This window comes from Mesorhizobium sp. B263B2A (assembly GCF_020165775.1).
In the GTDB taxonomy this organism is placed as follows: domain Bacteria; phylum Pseudomonadota; class Alphaproteobacteria; order Rhizobiales; family Rhizobiaceae; genus Mesorhizobium; species Mesorhizobium opportunistum.
Genome location: NZ_JAIUIU010000013.1, coordinates 139074 through 156236, shown reverse-complemented (window position 1 = coordinate 156236; position 17163 = coordinate 139074). Strand labels below are relative to the sequence as shown.

Genomic DNA, 17163 nt, shown 5'->3' with positions numbered 1-17163 from the left:
CGACGGGAGTGGCGGTGACCGGTCCGCGCCTCCGATGTCGCTGGCCTATGCTTGACCATGGCCGTGGGCCGATGACCCGCCCGGCAACGAGGCCTATCTGCGACCGATCGACGTTCAGATCGGTCGATTTTTGCGTCGGGATGCGCCCAATGTGGCGGCCCGCGACGCTATCTTGCAACCTTCACGTTTCCGTGCGATAAATTCCGTGTTCGGGCATTTGCGACCCGGAGAGCGGAACGTTTTGGACGACCTTTCCCCGATACTGTGAATCTCTGACGGCCCCGTTTTTCGGCGGGGGGTTTGACCATGCGCCAATGCATGACTGCCGAAAGCAACCACCGGGAACTGCCCTCGACGCCAGTGGCGGGCAGGACCACCAAAGACTGAACGGGTGAAGGAGTTTCCCCAATGGCCCAGACCGGCACCGTTAAATTCTTCAACGCGACCAAAGGCTTCGGTTTCATCACGCCCGACGGCGGCGCCAAGGACGTGTTCGTCCATATTTCCGCGATCGAGGCCTCGGGCCTGCGCACGCTGGTCGACGGCCAGAAGGTCACTTTCGACGTCGAGCCGGATCGCATGGGCAAGGGCCCGAAGGCCGTCAACCTCCGCGCGGCCTGAACCGTCGACGCGTCGCACGTCCCTGCGGGTGTGCGAACGAGGCACCAGGGCTTGGCCCTGGGCATGCAAACAGTTTTTGGAAGGCGCGATGATTTTCGTCGCGCCTTTTTCATGTCGGCGACGCAGCTTGAATGCACGTCGCCCAAAACCGGATCCGGTTTTGGGTCAACGACATGCATCACAACGCTTTAAGTGCCTGTAAAACTTTCTCTTGCCGATGACGCTAAAATAAAGGACAAATTTCCTCTCGGGCATTTGCCGGCCCGAGACTGGAGTTTATGGGATCAAAGGAGCTTCCCATGCCGCAGACCGGCACCGTCAAATTCTTCAACCATGCCAAGGGCTTCGGCTTCATCACGCCGGACGATGGCGCGAAGGATGTCTTCGTCCATATTTCGGCCGTGCAGGCGTCGGGTCTTCCCGGTCTCGAAGATGGGCAGAAAGTGACATTCGACACCGAGCCGGACAAGCGCGGCAAGGGGCCCAAGGCCGTCAACCTGTCGGTCGGCTGAGCCGGCTTCGGATACAGATCGGATCCCGACAGGGCGGTTCTGCTCGATTCCGAGCGTTTTTTGGATCGACCCGTCGAAATCCGTTCAGCCTCCGTTCAGCCACGGTCGCATATTAGTCTTTGGTAAAGCCGGACCGCATCCCCTGCAAACTGCACGGCCCGGTACGAAGGAGACCAAGATGAACCGAATTTTCAAGACAGCCGTGCTGTCCACCGCCGTTGCCGCCACCATGCTCGCGGCCCTGCCCGCTGCCAACGCGCGTGACTGGCGCCATCACGGCCATCACGGCAATGGCGATGCCATTGCCGCCGGCGTCCTCGGCCTCGCCGCCGGCGCCCTGATCGGTGGCGCGTTGGCCAATGACCGGCCGCCGCCCGACGCTGACCGCTACTACGATGACGGTTACTACGATCGTGACGTCGTGGTGCGCCCGGCCCCGGTCCGCCGCTACTACGCGGAGCCGCGGGTGGTCTACGCCGACCGTTATGCCGAACCGTGGACGCGTGACTGGTACGAGTACTGCTCCGACCGCTACCGCAGCTTCAACTCGCGTACCGGCACCTTCACCGGCAATGACGGCGAGCAGCATTTCTGCACCGCAAACTGAGGCTTCCCTGCCCCACAAAAAAGCGCTGGCTGCATGGCCGGCGCTTTTTTGTTGTGTTGCCGCTTCGGAACTTTCTGAGGTCGGCTCGGATCCAGTCCGAAGGATTTCAAGTCAGGAACGGATTGGTCCTGCGCTCTTCGCCAAAACGGCCGCCGGGGCCATGGCCGCAGATGAAGCCGATATCGTCGCCGAGCGGCAGCAGCTTGTCCTTGATCGACGCGATCAGCGTCGCGTGGTCGCCGCCCGGCAGGTCGGTGCGGCCGACCGAGCCGCGGAACAGCACGTCGCCGACATGGGCGAACTTGGCCGCGCGGTTGTAGTAGACGACATGGCCAGGCGCATGACCCGGGCAGTGCAGCACCTCGAACACATGGCCGCCGAACGACACGGTCTCGCCCTCGGTGAGGAACCGGTCGGGAACGCAATCGCGCGAACCATCGATGCCGTAGCGCCTGCCCTGGTTCGCCAGATTGTCGAGCAACGGCTTGTCGGCCGCATGCGGACCGATGATCTCGATACCGAGCGCCTCCTTCAAGTCCATCGCGCCGCCGGCGTGGTCGATGTGGCCATGGGTGATCCAGATCGCCCCGGCCGTGATCGCATTGTCCTTCAGCACCGCCAGCACCTTGTCGATGTCGCCGCCCGGATCGACGACGACGCCACGCTTGTCGTCCATGTCGAACAGGATGGTGCAGTTCTGCTGGAACGGTGTGACCGGCACGATGCCGGCATTGAGCTGACCCATGATCGTCCTTTCGCTATCTCGGGCGTCATGTAGAGGCAGCGGCGAAGGGCGTCCACCCTCGAGGGGACGAACAGCCAGTCACTTCAACGACAGAAATGGCACTTCAACGACAGAAATGGCGCTTCAAAAACAGAAATGGGCGGCCGAAGCCCCCCACTTGGCCAGTCCGAGATGACAGGCTTATTTCTTCATGGCGCCCATGACCGCGCCAAGTATGCCGGTCAGGATCGCGCCGCCGCCGGCGCCGCCGACGATGTTCTGCAGGTTGAGCGCGCTGCCGAGACCGCTCGTTGCCGCCGCTGCCGCTGCCGGATCGACCGTGCCGCCGAGCAGGCTGCCGAGGATCGCCGCACCGCCGACACCGCCAATGGCGCCGCCCAGGATTTTGGGAAGCTGACCCATCGCTGCCGTCTTGAGCGCCGCACCGACCGCCTGACCACCGATGATGCCTGTAATCACCTGTATGATGATCGGAAGAAGCGTGTTCATGTCCATATGATTAGTCCCTCCATAGCTGCCAGCCTCCCGGGCCGACAGCATCATGAGACGCCGAATTGGACGAAAGTCAAATGCAGAAACGCTGAAATAAAAGGGGCGGCCCGAAAACCGCCCCTACTTGCGCGAAAAGCTGTGAGTTTCGTTATTCTGCGGCTATCGCGTGCTTCGGCTGAACCGCGACAGAATAGTCGTTCATGAGATTCTTGGCGATTTCACCGACCTCGAATCGGTAAGGTCCGATCTCTGAAACCGGCGTTACTTCCGCCGCCGTCCCGGTCAGGAAACATTGCTCGAAGCCCTCAAGCTCTTCCGGCATGATGGCGCGTTCTATGACCTCAAGGCCGCGATCCTTGGCCAGGCCAATGACCGTGCGGCGGGTGATGCCATCGAGGAAGCAGTCGGGCATGGGCGTATGGATCTTGCCGTCCTTGACGAAGAAGATGTTGGCGCCGGTTGCTTCCGCGACTTGCCCGCGCCAGTCGAGCATCATGGCGTCGGCATAACCCTTGGCCTCGGCGGCGTGCTTGGACATGGTGCAGATCATGTAGAGGCCGGCGGCTTTCGACTTGGACGGCGCCGTGCGCGGGTCGGGCCGGCGCCATTCCGCGACGTCGAGACGAATGCCCTTCAGCTTCTGCGCCGGGTCGAAATAGCTCGGCCACTGCCAGATGGCGATGGCGCAATTGATGCGGTTGTTCTGCGCCGAAACACCCATCTGTTCGCTGCCGCGCCAGGCGATCGGCCTGACATAGGCATCCTGGAAACCCTGCTTCTTCAAGAGTGTGGTCGAGGCGTCGTTGAGCTCGGCGACCGAATAGGGAATCTTGAAGCCGAGCAGGCGCGCCGATTCATGCAGGCGCTCGGTATGCTCGTTGAGCTTGAAGATCTCGCCGCCATAGGCGCGCTCGCCCTCGAAGACGGCGCTGGCATAGTGCAGGCCGTGCGTCAGCACGTGGATCTTGGCGTCGCCCCACTGGACGAACTCGCCGTTCATCCAGATGAAGCCGTCCAGTTGGTCGAAGGGAACGGATGCCATGGTAACCTCCCGCGGACCGTGGCCCGCATATCGTTAGTGTCGTTGCGTGTTCTTTTTGGCCGTGCCATGTGTTTGGAGACGCCGGCCGGTGTCTCGAAGCGTAAGCGGATATTCACGCTCTGGCAAACTCAGGAAGTTCCGGAAAAACCGGCTTGCCTTGCCTTTTCGTTCGCAATCCGCCCAAAAGCTTGTCAAAAATTACCATTGCAGGGAAATTACGTCAATAGTACTGACATAATATCCCTTTCCCATGGAGAAATGATGACGGATCGAAGCCACGCAGGGAAACCGATCAGGACCGCGATCTCCGACGAGGACGGCATCGACTTCGCCATCATCGAGCTGTTCTTCTTCGCCTATCGCGACTTCACCTCCGATCCCGATCAGATCCTGGCAGATTACGGCTTCGGCCGTGCCCACCACCGGGTGCTGCATTTCGTCAACCGCAGGCCGGGGCTGACGGTCGCCGAACTGCTCGATGTGCTCAAGATCACCAAGCAGAGCCTGGCGCGCGTGCTCAAGCAACTGATCGACACCGACCATGTCGTGCAATTGCAAGGTCCGCGCGACCGCCGCCAGCGCGAACTCTATCCGACGGCCAAGGGCCGTGCGCTGGCTCTGGCCCTGGCGCGGCCACAGTCGCGCCGCATCCGTGCTGCATTGGAAGATTCCGGAGCCACCGAACGGACCTTGGTGGAACGCTTCCTCGAAGCGATGGTCAATCCGGAACTGAGAGCCCAGATCGACGTTGGGTCCGCAAAAATGTCAGGGAAAAGCCATGGAGAGCACTGAGAGGGTCGATCAGGCGGCCGCACCGGACGACGACGCGCCGCATCTGCTTGTGGTCGACGACGACACCCGCATCCGCAATCTTCTCAAGCAATATCTGACCGAGAACGGCTTTCGCGTCACCGTTGCCGGCAATGCCGACGAAGCCCGGCGCAAGCTCGCCGGCCTCGATTTCGACCTGCTCGTGCTGGACGTGATGATGCCGGGCGAAAGCGGCGTCGATCTCACCAAATCGCTGCGCGCCGAAAAGAACGTGCCGATCCTGATGCTGACGGCGCTGTCGGAAACAGACAGCCGCATCTCCGGATTGGAGGCCGGCGCCGACGACTATCTGCCAAAACCCTTCGATCCGCGCGAGCTGATCCTGCGCATCAACAACATCCTGCGCCGCGGCGGCCCGGCGACGACGCCCAAGGTCGAACAGCTGGTCTTCGGCCCCTACACCTTCCAGATCGCCCGTCGCGAACTGAAGCGCGGCGGCGAGGCGCTGAAGCTGACCGACCGCGAGCAGGAGATCCTGGCGATCTTTGCCGCGCGCGCCGGCGAAACCATTCCGCGCCACGAACTGGTCGGCGACGATTCGGAGGTCGGCGAGCGCACCATCGACGTCCAGATCAACCGGCTGCGCCGCAAGATCGAGCGCGACCCATCCAACCCGGTCTGGCTGCAGACCGTGCGCGGTATTGGGTATCGGCTCAGCGTGGAATAGAGTACCGGCGGCGGATGAAAAGAGCCAATGGCGACCACGGAACTGGAACAGCCGGAAAATGACGGCTTGAGCGCACGCGCCACGCGAACTCTCAAGACGGTGCCGCGCATCTGGAACCGGTTCTGGCGGCTCGTTTCGCTTTACATGCCCAAGCGCCTCTATGCGCGCTCGCTGATCATCGTCATTGCGCCGATGATCCTTCTGCAATCGGTCGTCGCCTTCGTCTTCATGGAGCGTCATTGGGCGACCGTGACGCAGCGCCTGTCGCAGGCCACGGTGCGCGACATCGCAGCCATCATCGATCTGATCGAGACCTATCCGCACGATGCCGACTACGCCAACATCATCCGCATCGCGCAGGACCGCATGCAGTTGAAGGTCGACCTCTTGCCGCCCGACCCCCTGCCGCCGCCTGGGCCGAAGCCCTTCTTCTCGATCCTCGACGATGTCCTCTCGGCCGAGATCACCCGCCAGATCAACCGCCCGTTCTGGATCGACACGGTCGGCAATTCCAACATCGTCGAGGTGCGCGTCCAGCTCGAGGGCAAGGTGCTGCGCGTCTTCGTGCGCCGCAGCCAGGCCTATGCCTCGAACACCCACATCTTCCTGATCTGGATGGTCGGCACCTCGCTGGTGCTGCTGATGATCGCCATCCCCTTCCTGCGCAACCAGATCCGGCCGATCCTGACGCTTGCCGAAGCCGCCGAGAGCTTCGGCAAGGGCCGGCCGATGCCGCGCGATTTTCGCCCGCGCGGAGCCGAAGAGGTTCGCCGCGCCGGCTTTGCCTTCATCCAGATGCGCGAGCGCATCGAGCGCCAGATCGAACAGCGAACCGCCATGCTGACCGGCGTCAGCCATGACCTGAGAACCATCCTCACCCGCTTCAAGCTGCAGCTGGCGCTGGCCGGCGGCAAGGCCGAGACCAAGGCAGCCCTCAACCAGGACATCGACGACATGCAGTCGATGCTCGAAGGCTATCTCTCCTTTGCCCGAGGCGAGGCCTCGGAAGACCCGGGACGCTTCGACCTCGAAGCCTATTTCCAGAAGCTCGGCGAAGAAGCGGCCCTGCGCAAATGCAAACTGTCGACGACGCTCGTCGGCGATCCGACCGTGCATGTGCGGCCGAATGCCTTCGCCCGGCTGTTGTCCAACGTCATCGGCAATGCCTTCCGCTATGCCAAGACGGTGGAGGTCAACGCCAACCACGGCCGTGGCTCGCTTGTCGTCACCATCGACGACAACGGCCCGGGCATTCCCGACGGCAGGCGCGAAGAGGTGTTCAAGCCCTTCGTGCGGCTCGACGAGGCCCGCAACCTCGACGCCAGCGGCACCGGCCTCGGCCTGTCGATCGCCCGCGACATCGCCCGCAGCCATGGCGGCGACATCACCCTCGACGACAGTCCGCTCGGCGGATTGCGGGCCGTGATCAAGGTTCCGGCCTGACCGCGGCACGATCCCGGAAAGTAGAACCGGCTTTTCTCGGACAAACGGAAATCGTTTGTCCAGTCGGAAGGCTGCTTCATCCGCCCGTCATGAAATCATGATCAAGAGCGCGCATGAAACGCGCGACTACACTTGATTCGTCCTTGCCGCCTCACTTCGATCCCGTACCCGCCAAGGTGCGCTGGAGCCAAGCGCGGGCAGCAGGCGGGTCGCCGTTCCGGCATCGTCTCAAAGCAACCGTCGACCTTTCCAGCAAAGGGCCGCCATGCGCATCTTGATGGTCACCGACGCCTGGCGCCCGCAAGTCAACGGCGTCGTCCATACGCTGGAGCGGCTCACCGAAACCCTGAAATCCTTCGACGTCGCGGTGGATTTCCTGACACCCAACATCTTCCGCACGCTGCCCTTGCCGACCTATCCCGACATCAGGCTGGCGCTGACCACGCCCGGCCACGTCGCGCGACTGATCGATGCCTACAAGGCCGACCACATCCACATCGTCACCGAAGGGCCGCTCGGCATCATGGCGCGGCGCTATTGCCGCAATGCCGGCCGGCCGTTCACCACCAGCTACCACACGCGCTTTCCCGAATATCTCAGCGCCCGCCTGCCGGTGCCGGAGAGCTGGGCCTATCGCTGGCTGCGTGATTTCCACAATTCCGGCCAGGGCACGCTGGTCGCCACCCAGTCGCTCGCCGACGATCTTTCGGCCCGCGGCTTCAACAAGCTGCGGCCGTGGACGCGCGGCGTCGACACCGACCATTTCCGCCCGGACAAGCGCAAGGACCTCGGCTTTCCCGGCCCCGTCTTCCTCTGCGTCGGCCGCGTCGCCATCGAAAAGAACCTGTCCGCCTTTCTCGACCTCGACCTGCCAGGCAGCAAGGTGATCGTCGGCGAGGGACCGGAACTCACCAAGCTCAAGGCAAGGTACCCGCAGGCGCATTTCCTGGGCCACCGCCCCAATGACGAACTGGCCGAGATCTATGCCTCGGCCGACGTCTTCGTCTTCCCCAGCCGCACCGACACCTTTGGCAACGTCATCATCGAGGCGCTGGCCAGCGGCACGCCGGTCGCCGCCTATCCGGTGACCGGGCCGATCGACATCGTCGGCGACGGCTTTGGCGGCGCGGTCTCGAACGATTTGCGCGAGGCAGCGCTTGCCGCCCTCAACGTCGACCGTACTCAGGCTCGAGAACGCGCCATGCGCTACAGCTGGAAGGCTTGCGCCGAAATGTTCCTCGATGCGGTCGAGGAAGCACTGGGCAGGACGCGTAAGCTGGCGGCCTGATGGAGCTGGCGCGCTGCGATGCATCGCGATCGTGCGCGGCGGGCTTCGATCTCCGCGAGCGCGCTTCTTGCGAGAGCTTGTGCAACCGTTCCGTGCGGTGCATTATTGTGCGCGTGTGGGGGATTGGCGCCGATTTCAACGCTGGACGAGTTGCCTGCCGTAACGCCGAAGCGCCGCCTGTTGCGCATCGGCAAGACCGTCGCGAGAGTGTTCGGCTATTGCCGTGCGAACGCCTGGCCACTTTTCGTGGCCGCCTGGTTTCCCTGCTTCCTGACGACGCTCTGTCTGATTGTGCTTGCTTTTGTTCTCTTTGCCGATCCGAGACAGGCGCCCACCTGGCTTCTATCGCGAGGCTTTGACCCCAGGACTTGGCTTTCCGCCATTGTTGCCGCGCCGTTCTCGGCAATGGTCTTTGCGTTCGTTCTGGATCGCATGGCGAACGCGCCCGAGCCCGGCCGTGTCGTTGTTCGGCGCGGCATTGAGAGCGTCAAACACGTTGCGATCCCGGGCATGCGCCTTGAGTTCGGTCAGCGGATTGTTGTGGCTGCGTTGCTGCTCGCTGTCGTCCAACTCCTTTGCGGCTTTGCCGTCGCCAGTGAGCACGGACTGCTCGTTGCCGGCCTGATGGCCACACGTGACCTACCGCTCAGCCCCGAGGATGTCGCGCCTTGGGCGTCGGCGATAGGAATCTTCAACGTCTTCCTTGGCGGTATCGTGCTAGCCTGGACATATCTGTTCGTCGGCGACTTTCTCTGGACGGGATCGTTTGATCCAATCGGGTGCTGGCGTGCACTCAATGGCAATCATCTGCGTTTCGTCGCCATTATGTTCTTCGTTCTCGCGACAGTCGCCATACTCAAATATGGGCTGGTCTTGGCCGCAGGCTTGATCCTGATTCCCGCGGATGCCACGGCGCCTTCCTTCTTGAACCTCATGCTGTTGCATTTCGGCCTCGCATGGCCGTTCGACCTCCTGCATCTCGTGCTCTCAGCCGCAACGGTCGGAACCATTCTCGGCGCGTTCCGGCCCCAGCCTGCTCGCTAATCTAGAACAGCCGCCCGCCGTCCGGCACCTTGCGCTCGATGGCGCCGAGCACCACGGCGCCCTCCTCGTCGGGAAAACCCAGCGTCAGCACTTCCGACATGAACGGCCCGATCTGGCGCGGCGGGAAATTGACCACCGCGAACACCTGCCGGCCTACAAGCGTTTCCGGCGTATAGTATTTGGTGATCTGCGCCGACGACTTCTTGATGCCGATGTCGGGCCCGAAATCGATCTTCAGCTTGAAGGCCGGCTTGCGCGCTTCCGGAAACGGTTCGGCCTCGACGATCGTGCCGGCGCGAATGTCGACACGATCGAAGTCGGCAAAACTGATCTGCGGCTTGCGCTCGCTGCTCGAACTCATCTCGGTCTTGTCTGCCTACAGGGGTTCAGGCGTTGCCATAGGTCTCGAACAGCACGCCGGCCAGCGCGTCCTTGGCCGAAGTTCCCGACCAGACGACGAACTGGAACGCCTGGAAATAGCATTCGCAGGCTTCCAGCGCCGAGGACAAGAGCACCTCGACCTGCTGGCTCGACGGTTCGACCCCGCCGGCCAAGAGCAGCGACTGGCGGAACATGATCGCGCCTTCCTGCTCCCAGAGATCGAAATGGCCGAACAGCATCTGCTCGTTGATCAGCGACAACAGCCGCATCACTTCCAGCGCGCGGGTCTCCGGCACCTTGATGTCGAAGGCGCAGGCCAGATGCAGCGCCTCGAAATCCTCCATCCAGGAGAAGGACACGTGATAGTCGGTCCAGCTGCCGGCAACCGAGATCGAAATCTCATCGTCGCCGGCCCGTTCGAAGGACCAGTCGTTGTTGTGGGCCACCTGCTCGATAACATCCACCGGATGGATTTCGCGGGAGAATTCGAGTTCGAGAAGTTCCATGGAATGCTTCCTGTCGTTCTGAGGAGCGCCGCCACACGCTCCGCGGGAGGGCACACACAACGAACAATCTGATCTAGAACTCGGACGGCCAGGACTTTCTTCGCGCAAAAGACTGCTTCCCGACGCAAAGACCCCAGACCGGACCCCACCGCCCGGCCGCATGACCCTGCTCCGAATCATGCAACAAATTCAGTCTATTGATCGGGAGTCGCGTGAACAGCCCAATTTTTCGCACTGCGGCATTCGCATGTGGAAAGGCGCTGTCACAAAGATTCATGCAATGCCGTTAAGCGATTCACGGCAAAGCGCTTTTCAGACTCGCACTATGTGGAAAAGTTTAACGATTATTTTTTTGCGCGAGGCTTTGCCGCCGCCGCCGGTGCGGCATCACCGGCCAGTTCGGCGAGCCTGGCTTCGAGCGATTCAATACGGGCGGCAAGCCGGGCATTCTCGTCCCGGGCCTTGGCGGCCATCTCGCGCGCGGCCTCGAATTCCTCGCGCTGCACCACGTCCATCGTGTTGAGAATACGCTCGGCCTGGCCCTTGAAGGCGGTCTCGACCTCGCGCCGAACGCCTTGCGCGGCACCCGCGGCATCGGTCATCAGCTTGGCGAATTCATCGAGAATGCGGTTCGGTCCGGTCGACATGGCAAATCCTCGGTTGCTGAAATTGACGTAGTGGCGCGGCCCGCCGAATGCAAGAAGGTTGAGGGCTAGTGCGGCCTCTGCGTTGCTATGGCGCATGGCAATGCCATGCCTGTAAGAAGCTCTCAGGCAGCGCAAAAGCTGTACTTGAGGGCTCCAGATCGCCTATTGTGTTCTCATCTCCTATCGCGTCAAGCACATCTCAGTCAGGTCAATCAATGGCAACGCCCCCGCGCCGACCGACAAATCCGATGGCAGCCGCCGAAGCTGCCTTCAAACCGGTGAAGAAGCCGGCACCGCCAATTCGCGAAGCTTCGGCCGCGCCCAATGTCCGCGAGCTTGTCTCGATCCGGATCGACCGAGCCGTGCTTGATCATTTCCAGGAAGATGGCCCCGGCTGGCAGGACAGGATCAACGACGCGTTGCGGCAGTTGGTGGCCGCCAAGCCTCGGGATTGAGCGCACCGCCTGCGCGGCGCGATGGGCCTGCAAGGGTGATCCGATCCGACCTTTGACGCCGACCACCTTGCCTTGACCCTGCCAAAACCCTGCCGCATGGTCCGCGCCCAAACGCGTTCGCAACCGAGAGCTCCCCGTTGAACGAATATTTCCTGCTGCCGCTGGCCTCGCTGCCGTTTCCCAACATCAACCCGATCCTCATCCAGATCGGGCCGCTGGCGGTGCACTGGTACGGCGTCGGCTACATCGTCGGCATCCTGTTCGCCTGGTGGTACGCCAAACGGCTCGCCGCCAACCCGAAGCTGTGGCCCGACGGCATCCTGCCGATGAAGCCGGAGGACCTCGACGACTTCATCGTCTGGGCGGCCATCGGCGTCGTGCTCGGCGGCCGCACCGGCTACGTCCTGTTCTACGATCTGGCGCGCTACGTTGCCCATCCACTCGACATCTTCGCCGTCTGGCAAGGCGGTATGTCGTTCCATGGCGGCCTGCTCGGCGTCATCCTCGCCATGACGCTGTTTTCGTTCAAGCGCGGCATCCGCACCTGGTCGCTGTTCGATGTCGTGGCCGCCGGCGTGCCGGTCGGCCTTGGCCTGGTGCGCGTCGCCAACTTCATCAATTCGGAACTCTGGGGCCGGCCGACGGACGTGCTCTGGGCAATCGAATTCCCCAATGGCGGGCCGTTTGCCCGCCATCCCAGCCAACTCTACGAGGCCCTGCTCGAAGGCGTCGTGCTGTTCCTCGTGCTGCGCATCCTCACCCATTCGCGCCTCAAGCTGAAGACGCCGCGCTTCGTCGGCGGTGCCTTCATCTGCGGCTATGGCCTGTCGCGCATCTTCGTCGAGTTCTTCCGTGAGCCCGACCAGCAGCTCGGCTACCTCCTCGGCACCAATTGGCTGACCATGGGCATGATCCTGTCGACGCCTATGGTGCTGGCCGGCATCTGGGCGATGGCAACCGCCAAGCCGGTGACGCAAGCAGAGCCGCAGGCGACATGACGCGGCTGAAGACCCGCATCGTCGACCTGATCGAGGCGACGGGCCCGATCCCCGTCAACGAATATATGGCGCTGTGCCTGTTCGACCCCGCGGACGGCTACTACACGACGCGCGAGCCCTTCGGCGCCGCCGGCGACTTCATCACCGCGCCGGAGATCAGCCAGATGTTCGGCGAACTCGTCGCCGTCTGGCTCTACCAGGCCTGGGCTGCGATCGGCCGGCCGATGCCGGTAACCATCGCCGAGATCGGTCCTGGCCGTGGCACGCTGATGAAGGACATGCTGCGCACCTTGTCACGGCTCGAACCTGACCTGGCCAACGGCGCTGCCTTCGCAATGGTCGAGACCAGCCCGCGCCTCGCCGAGATCCAGAAACAGACGCTTGGCGCGACGCCCTTCGCGGTTGGCTGGCACGAAACAATCGACACGCTGCCACGGCAGCCGCTGCTGATCGTCGGCAACGAATTGTTCGACGCCGTGCCCATCCGCCAGTTCGTCCGTGCCGGCGCCGGCTGGCGCGAGCGCATGGTCGGCCTCGACGACAAGGACGAGCTTTGCTTCTTCGCCGGCGCCGGCTCGATCGACCCGACGCTGCTCCCCGCCGACGCCGGCGAGGCACCACAAGGTGCGATCGCCGAAGTGGCACCGGCCCGCTCCGCCCTGCTGGCAGCCATTGCCGAGCGCATATCCAGTCATGGCGGCGCCGGACTGTTCCTTGACTATGGCCATTTGCGGCCGGGTGTCGGCGACACGCTGCAGGCCCTGCGCAAGCACAATCACGAAGATGTGCTGGCCAATCCCGGCGAAGCCGACCTCACCTCCCACGTCGATTTCGCCGCCCTTGCCGCAATCGTGCGCGCGCATGGCCTCGACGCCTATCTGTCGAGGCAGGGCGATTTCCTGCTCGGCATGGGGATTCTCGAGCGTGCCGGCCGGCTTGGCGCCGATGCCGGCCAGGCGGCGCGTGACAAGATCGCCAGCGATGTCGAACGCCTCGCCGGCCCGCAGGCGATGGGCGATCTGTTCAAGGTGCTTGCCATCGTCCCGCGTGGCGTTACCATTCGCCCCTTTGCCACGGCGGATTGACTTTTCACCGTTACCCCTCCCAATCTCCCGTCCGGCAAAAGAGCGGTGGAACCGCCGGTCGCTTTTTCTTGACGAAACCGCCCACACGGACAACAACGCCCACATGCTGAATCAGACCAAACCGGATCCCATTCGGTCGCCGCTGCTGGACAAGGCGCAGGCACAGGGCATCCGCCATGGCTATTTCACCCGCATAGGCGGCGTCTCGACCGGCATCTACCAAAGCCTCAACATCGGCACCGGGTCGGATGACGACCAGGCGCTGGTGGCCGAGAACCGCAGCCGTGTCGCCGCCTGGATGGGCGTGCCGCCGAACCATCTGTTGACCGCCTGGCAGGTCCATTCGCCCGACGTCATTGTCGCCAGGGAACCCTTTGCCGGCGAACGGCCCAAGGCCGACGCCATCGTCACCGACCAGCCGGGCATCGCCATCGGCGCCTCGACCGCCGATTGCGGCCCGGTACTCTTCGCCGATATGGACGCGCGCGTCATCGGCGCGGCGCATGCCGGCTGGAAAGGCGCCTTCACGGGCGTGCTCGAAAACACCATCACCGCCATGGAAGGCCTCGGCGCCCGGCGCCAGAACATCATCGCCGTGCTCGGCCCCTCGATCGGTCCTGACAATTACGAGGTCGGGCCGGAATTCGTCGCCCGCTTCGTCGAGGCCGATGCGGAAAGCACCGGCTATTTCGCGCCTTCGGCACATGCCGGCCATGCCATGTTCGACCTCAACCGCTACACGGTCGACCGGCTGGCCAGGGCCGGCGTAAAGGCTGAGGGCCTCGGCCGCTGCACCTATGCCGAGGAAGATCTGTTCTACTCCTACCGGCGCACCACGCACCGCAAGGAGCCCGATTACGGCCGGCAGGTTTCGGCCATCGTTTTGGAGAAAGAATAATGGCGCTGCATTTTGAACGATCGGAATTCGACGCGCGGCGCGACCGGCTGATGATCGAGATGGCCGAAAAGAAGCTCGACGCCATGCTGCTGTTCGCGCAGGAAAGCATGTACTGGCTGACCGGCTACGACACGTTCGGCTTCTGCTTCTTCCAGTGCCTGGTGGTGAAGGCCGACGGCTCGATGGTGCTTCTGACCCGCTCGGCCGACCTGCGCCAGGCACGCCACACCTCCATCATCGACAACATCGTGCTGTGGACCGACCGCGACGGCGCCAATCCGGCGGTCGACCTGCGCAATCTGCTCAACGATCTCGACCTGCTCGGCGCCCGCATCGGCGTCGAATACGACACCCACGGCCTGACCGCCTTCAATGGCCGGCGGCTCGACGAGCAATTGCAGACCTTCGGCCAGATCGCCGATGCATCCGGCATCGTCGGTCGGCTGCGCCTGTTCAAGAGCCCGGCCGAGGTCGCCAAGGCCGAGAAGGCCGCCAATCTTTCCGACGACGCGCTGGACGCGGCCTTGCCGCTGATCAAGCAGGGCGGCGACGAAGCCCTGATCCTGGCCGCCATGCAGGGTGCGATCTTTGCCGGCGGCGGCGATTATCCGGCCAACGAGTTCATCATCGGCTCCGGCATCGACGCGCTGCTCTGCCGCTACAAGGCCGGCCGCCGCAAGCTCACCAAGAACGACCAGCTGACGCTGGAATGGGCCGGCGTCTTTCATCATTACCATGCGCCGATGATGCGCACGGTGCTGACCGGCAAGGTCTCGAAGCGTCATCAGGAACTGTTCGACGCGGCCCGCGCGGCCCTTCTTGCCGTCGAAAAGGCAATGACGCCGGGCAACAGCTTCGGTGACGTGTTCGACGCCCACGCCCGCACCATGGAAGCGCATGGCCTGACCAAGCATCGGCTGAACGCTTGCGGCTACTCGGTCGGCGCCCGCTTCACCCCGTCCTGGATGGACATGCCGATGTTCTACCAAGGCAACCCCGAGCCGATCGCGCCGAACATGACGCTGTTCGCCCACATGATCATCATGGATTCCGAGGCGGAGACGGCAATGACGCTTGGCCGCACCTATCTGACCACCGAATCCCAGCCGAAGCCGCTGTCCCGCCATGATCTCGACTTGATCGTACAGTGAATCCATAATGGGAGGCGTTCTTCGCCAAGGAGTTAGACGGCAAATGAGACGATCGCATGTGACGACCGTGTCATTGCTTGTGGCATTGGCTCTTGCCGCCTGCACCAACGCAAAGGACGTTCTCGAACCTTCCGCCATCACCCCGCCGGCGGGCTCGGCGCCGGGAGCGCAAGGCGCGGCCACTGTTCCAGCGCCGTTATCGACGGCCACCACCACCGCCGGTGCTCCTGCAACCACTGCCGCGCCGCTCACGTCGACCCAAAGCGCTGCCATCCTGTCGAAGACACGCCTGCAGATCGCGCCGATCGTCGGCGCTTCGGTGGAAGCCGCCACGCCGCTGACGGCCGAACTGCAGACGCGGGCCAAGCAGCGTGGCATCACGCTGGCCGGCAGCCAGGATCAGACCGCAACCCATGTGCTCAAGGGCTATTTCTCGGCGATCTCCGAAGGCAAGGACACCACCGTCATCTATGTCTGGGATGTCTACGACCCGGCCGGCAACCGGCTGCACCGCATCAACGGCCAGATGAAAGCGCCTTCAGTCAATTCCGGAGGCAGCGCCGACGCCTGGAAAGCGGTGGCGCCGGCCACCATGCAGGCGATCGCCGACCAGACGATCGACCAGTTCACGGCGTTTCTCGGCGGCAAGGCCGGCTGAGGTGTTGCCCGCCAGTGAGGAGCGTGAAGTTTTCCTAGGCTTAGCCGGCGGATTCCCCATCTCGGCGCTTGCAATACCGGCGCGGGCCGCTAAAAGCCCGGTTAAAAGGTGCAGGAGAGTCTGTCCGGGTTCTCCATCCTCCACCAGGAACGGTGCATGAAACTCTTCGCGGGCAATTCCAACAGGGTGCTGGCCGAAGCGGTCGCCCGCTATCTCAACATCCCGCTGGGCAAGGCCACGGTCAGGCGCTTCGCCGACCAGGAAATCTTCGTCGAAATCCAGGAAAACGTGCGTGGCGAGGATGTCTTCATCCTGCAGTCGACCTCGTTCCCGACCAACGATCACCTGATGGAGCTGCTCATCATGATCGATGCCTTCATGCGTTCGTCGGCAAAACGCATCACGGCGGTCATCCCCTATTTCGGCTACGCCAGGCAGGACCGCCGCGCCTCCGGCCGCACCCCGATCTCGGCCAAGCTGGTCGCCAACATGATCACCCGCGCCGGCGTCGACCGCGTCTTGACCCTCGACCTGCATGCCGGCCAGATCCAGGGCTTCTTCGACATTCCGACCGACAACCTGTTTTCGGTGCCGGTGATGGCCCGCGACGTGAAGGCGAAATACAAGCAGCTCGGCAATGTCGTGGTGGTGTCGCCCGACATCGGCGGTGTGGTGCGGGCCCGCGCGCTGGCCAAGCGCTTCGATGCGCAGCTCGCCATCGTCGACAAGCGCCGTGAGCGCCCGGGCGAATCGGAAGTCATGAACATCATCGGCGCCGTCGCCGGCAAGGACTGCCTGCTGATCGACGACATCGTCGATTCCGGCGGCACGCTGTGCAATGCCGCCGACGCGCTGCTGGCCAACGGCGCCACCAGCGTCACCGCCTACATCACCCATGGCGTGCTGTCGGGCGGAGCGGTGGCCCGCATCAGCGGCTCGAAGCTGCAGGAACTGGTGATCACCGATTCCATCCAGCCGACGCAGGCCGTGCTCGACGCGCCCAACATCCGCGTCATCTCGATTGCCGACCTGATGGGCGAAGCCATCTCGCGCACCGCGACCGAGGAATCGGTGTCGAGTCTGTTCGACTAG

21 protein-coding genes are annotated in these 17163 nt (G+C 63.2%); 15 read left to right on the top strand and 6 right to left on the bottom strand.

What is annotated here, in order from left to right; translation table 11 throughout:
• The first annotated feature begins 408 nt into the window (after positions 1–408).
• The 3 genes from LB568_RS20785 to LB568_RS20775 all read left to right on the top strand — a co-directional run bounded on the left by LB568_RS20785 (position 409) and on the right by LB568_RS20775 (position 1740).
• Positions 409–621 carry a cold-shock protein gene (locus LB568_RS20785; RefSeq protein ID WP_006202520.1) on the top strand — a complete coding sequence of 71 codons (213 nt, stop codon included), beginning with the start codon at positions 409–411 and terminating at the stop codon, positions 619–621.
• 299 nt (positions 622–920) lie between these two features.
• Complete coding sequence (locus tag LB568_RS20780) at positions 921–1133, top strand: cold-shock protein (protein WP_008877668.1); 213 nt, start codon at positions 921–923, stop codon at positions 1131–1133.
• A gap of 178 nt (positions 1134–1311) precedes the next feature.
• Positions 1312–1740 carry a BA14K family protein gene (locus LB568_RS20775; protein ID WP_013893509.1) on the top strand — a complete coding sequence of 143 codons (429 nt, stop codon included), beginning with the start codon at positions 1312–1314 and terminating at the stop codon, positions 1738–1740.
• A gap of 106 nt (positions 1741–1846) precedes the next feature.
• Here the strand turns inward: LB568_RS20775 and LB568_RS20770 are convergent, their stop codons facing one another.
• From LB568_RS20770 to LB568_RS20760, 3 genes are all read right to left on the bottom strand, one after another.
• Positions 1847–2485, bottom strand: coding sequence for an MBL fold metallo-hydrolase (locus LB568_RS20770; RefSeq protein ID WP_013893508.1), 639 nt, complete (start codon positions 2483–2485; stop codon positions 1847–1849).
• 180 nt (positions 2486–2665) lie between these two features.
• Positions 2666–2980 (bottom strand): hypothetical protein, encoded by a 315-nt coding sequence (locus LB568_RS20765; RefSeq protein WP_013893507.1) that lies wholly within the window; start codon positions 2978–2980, stop codon positions 2666–2668.
• 145 nt (positions 2981–3125) lie between these two features.
• The gene (locus tag LB568_RS20760) at positions 3126–4019 is read right to left on the bottom strand and encodes a branched-chain amino acid aminotransferase (RefSeq protein ID WP_140574885.1); all 894 of its coding nucleotides are present in this window, start codon (positions 4017–4019) and stop codon (positions 3126–3128) included.
• Between the two features lie 261 nt (positions 4020–4280).
• On the opposite strand from LB568_RS20760, the gene LB568_RS20755 reads away from it, so the two are divergent.
• From LB568_RS20755 to LB568_RS20735, 5 genes are all read left to right on the top strand, one after another.
• Positions 4281–4811, top strand: coding sequence for a MarR family winged helix-turn-helix transcriptional regulator (locus LB568_RS20755; protein WP_013893505.1), 531 nt, complete (start codon positions 4281–4283; stop codon positions 4809–4811).
• A complete protein-coding gene (locus LB568_RS20750; protein WP_013893504.1) occupies positions 4798–5517 on the top strand; it encodes a response regulator in 720 nt (239 codons plus the stop codon). Before LB568_RS20755 ends, LB568_RS20750 begins: the two co-directional genes overlap by 14 nt.
• 27 nt (positions 5518–5544) lie before the next feature.
• Complete coding sequence (locus LB568_RS20745) at positions 5545–6960, top strand: ATP-binding protein (RefSeq protein ID WP_013893503.1); 1416 nt, start codon at positions 5545–5547, stop codon at positions 6958–6960.
• A gap of 265 nt (positions 6961–7225) precedes the next feature.
• Positions 7226–8248, top strand: coding sequence for a glycosyltransferase family 4 protein (locus tag LB568_RS20740; RefSeq protein WP_140574880.1), 1023 nt, complete (start codon positions 7226–7228; stop codon positions 8246–8248).
• Positions 8249–8371: 123 nt separating this feature from the next.
• Positions 8372–9292 carry a hypothetical protein gene (locus LB568_RS20735; protein ID WP_224731141.1) on the top strand — a complete coding sequence of 307 codons (921 nt, stop codon included), beginning with the start codon at positions 8372–8374 and terminating at the stop codon, positions 9290–9292.
• A gap of 1 nt (position 9293) precedes the next feature.
• Here LB568_RS20735 and LB568_RS20730 read toward each other — a convergent pair whose 3' ends face one another.
• The 3 genes from LB568_RS20730 to LB568_RS20720 form a co-directional block, all read right to left on the bottom strand.
• Entirely contained in the window at positions 9294–9653 is a 360-nt protein-coding gene (locus LB568_RS20730) for a tRNA-binding protein (RefSeq protein WP_013893500.1), read from the bottom strand.
• Positions 9654–9678: 25 nt separating this feature from the next.
• Positions 9679–10179: a YbjN domain-containing protein gene (locus LB568_RS20725; RefSeq protein ID WP_013893499.1), complete on the bottom strand. Its 501-nt coding sequence runs from the start codon at positions 10177–10179 to the stop codon at positions 9679–9681.
• Positions 10180–10523: 344 nt separating this feature from the next.
• Entirely contained in the window at positions 10524–10826 is a 303-nt protein-coding gene (locus LB568_RS20720; protein WP_013893498.1) for an accessory factor UbiK family protein, read from the bottom strand.
• Between the two features lie 215 nt (positions 10827–11041).
• Here LB568_RS20720 and LB568_RS20715 point away from each other — a divergent pair, with 215 nt between their 5' ends.
• The 7 genes from LB568_RS20715 to LB568_RS20685 all read left to right on the top strand — a co-directional run bounded on the left by LB568_RS20715 (position 11042) and on the right by LB568_RS20685 (position 17163).
• Positions 11042–11281 carry a BrnA antitoxin family protein gene (locus tag LB568_RS20715; RefSeq protein WP_031250360.1) on the top strand — a complete coding sequence of 80 codons (240 nt, stop codon included), beginning with the start codon at positions 11042–11044 and terminating at the stop codon, positions 11279–11281.
• A gap of 137 nt (positions 11282–11418) precedes the next feature.
• Positions 11419–12279: a prolipoprotein diacylglyceryl transferase gene (gene lgt / locus LB568_RS20710; protein ID WP_224731140.1), complete on the top strand. Its 861-nt coding sequence runs from the start codon at positions 11419–11421 to the stop codon at positions 12277–12279.
• Positions 12276–13364, top strand: coding sequence for a class I SAM-dependent methyltransferase (locus tag LB568_RS20705; protein ID WP_224731139.1), 1089 nt, complete (start codon positions 12276–12278; stop codon positions 13362–13364). The genes lgt and LB568_RS20705 overlap by 4 nt, the downstream gene beginning before the upstream one ends.
• A gap of 103 nt (positions 13365–13467) precedes the next feature.
• Positions 13468–14262: a peptidoglycan editing factor PgeF gene (gene pgeF / locus LB568_RS20700; RefSeq protein ID WP_224731138.1), complete on the top strand. Its 795-nt coding sequence runs from the start codon at positions 13468–13470 to the stop codon at positions 14260–14262.
• The gene (locus LB568_RS20695; protein WP_224731137.1) at positions 14262–15413 is read left to right on the top strand and encodes a M24 family metallopeptidase; all 1152 of its coding nucleotides are present in this window, start codon (positions 14262–14264) and stop codon (positions 15411–15413) included. The genes pgeF and LB568_RS20695 overlap by 1 nt, the downstream gene beginning before the upstream one ends.
• 43 nt (positions 15414–15456) lie before the next feature.
• Positions 15457–16071 (top strand): hypothetical protein, encoded by a 615-nt coding sequence (locus LB568_RS20690; RefSeq protein WP_224731136.1) that lies wholly within the window; start codon positions 15457–15459, stop codon positions 16069–16071.
• A gap of 156 nt (positions 16072–16227) precedes the next feature.
• Positions 16228–17163, top strand: coding sequence for a ribose-phosphate pyrophosphokinase (locus LB568_RS20685; protein WP_023768826.1), 936 nt, complete (start codon positions 16228–16230; stop codon positions 17161–17163).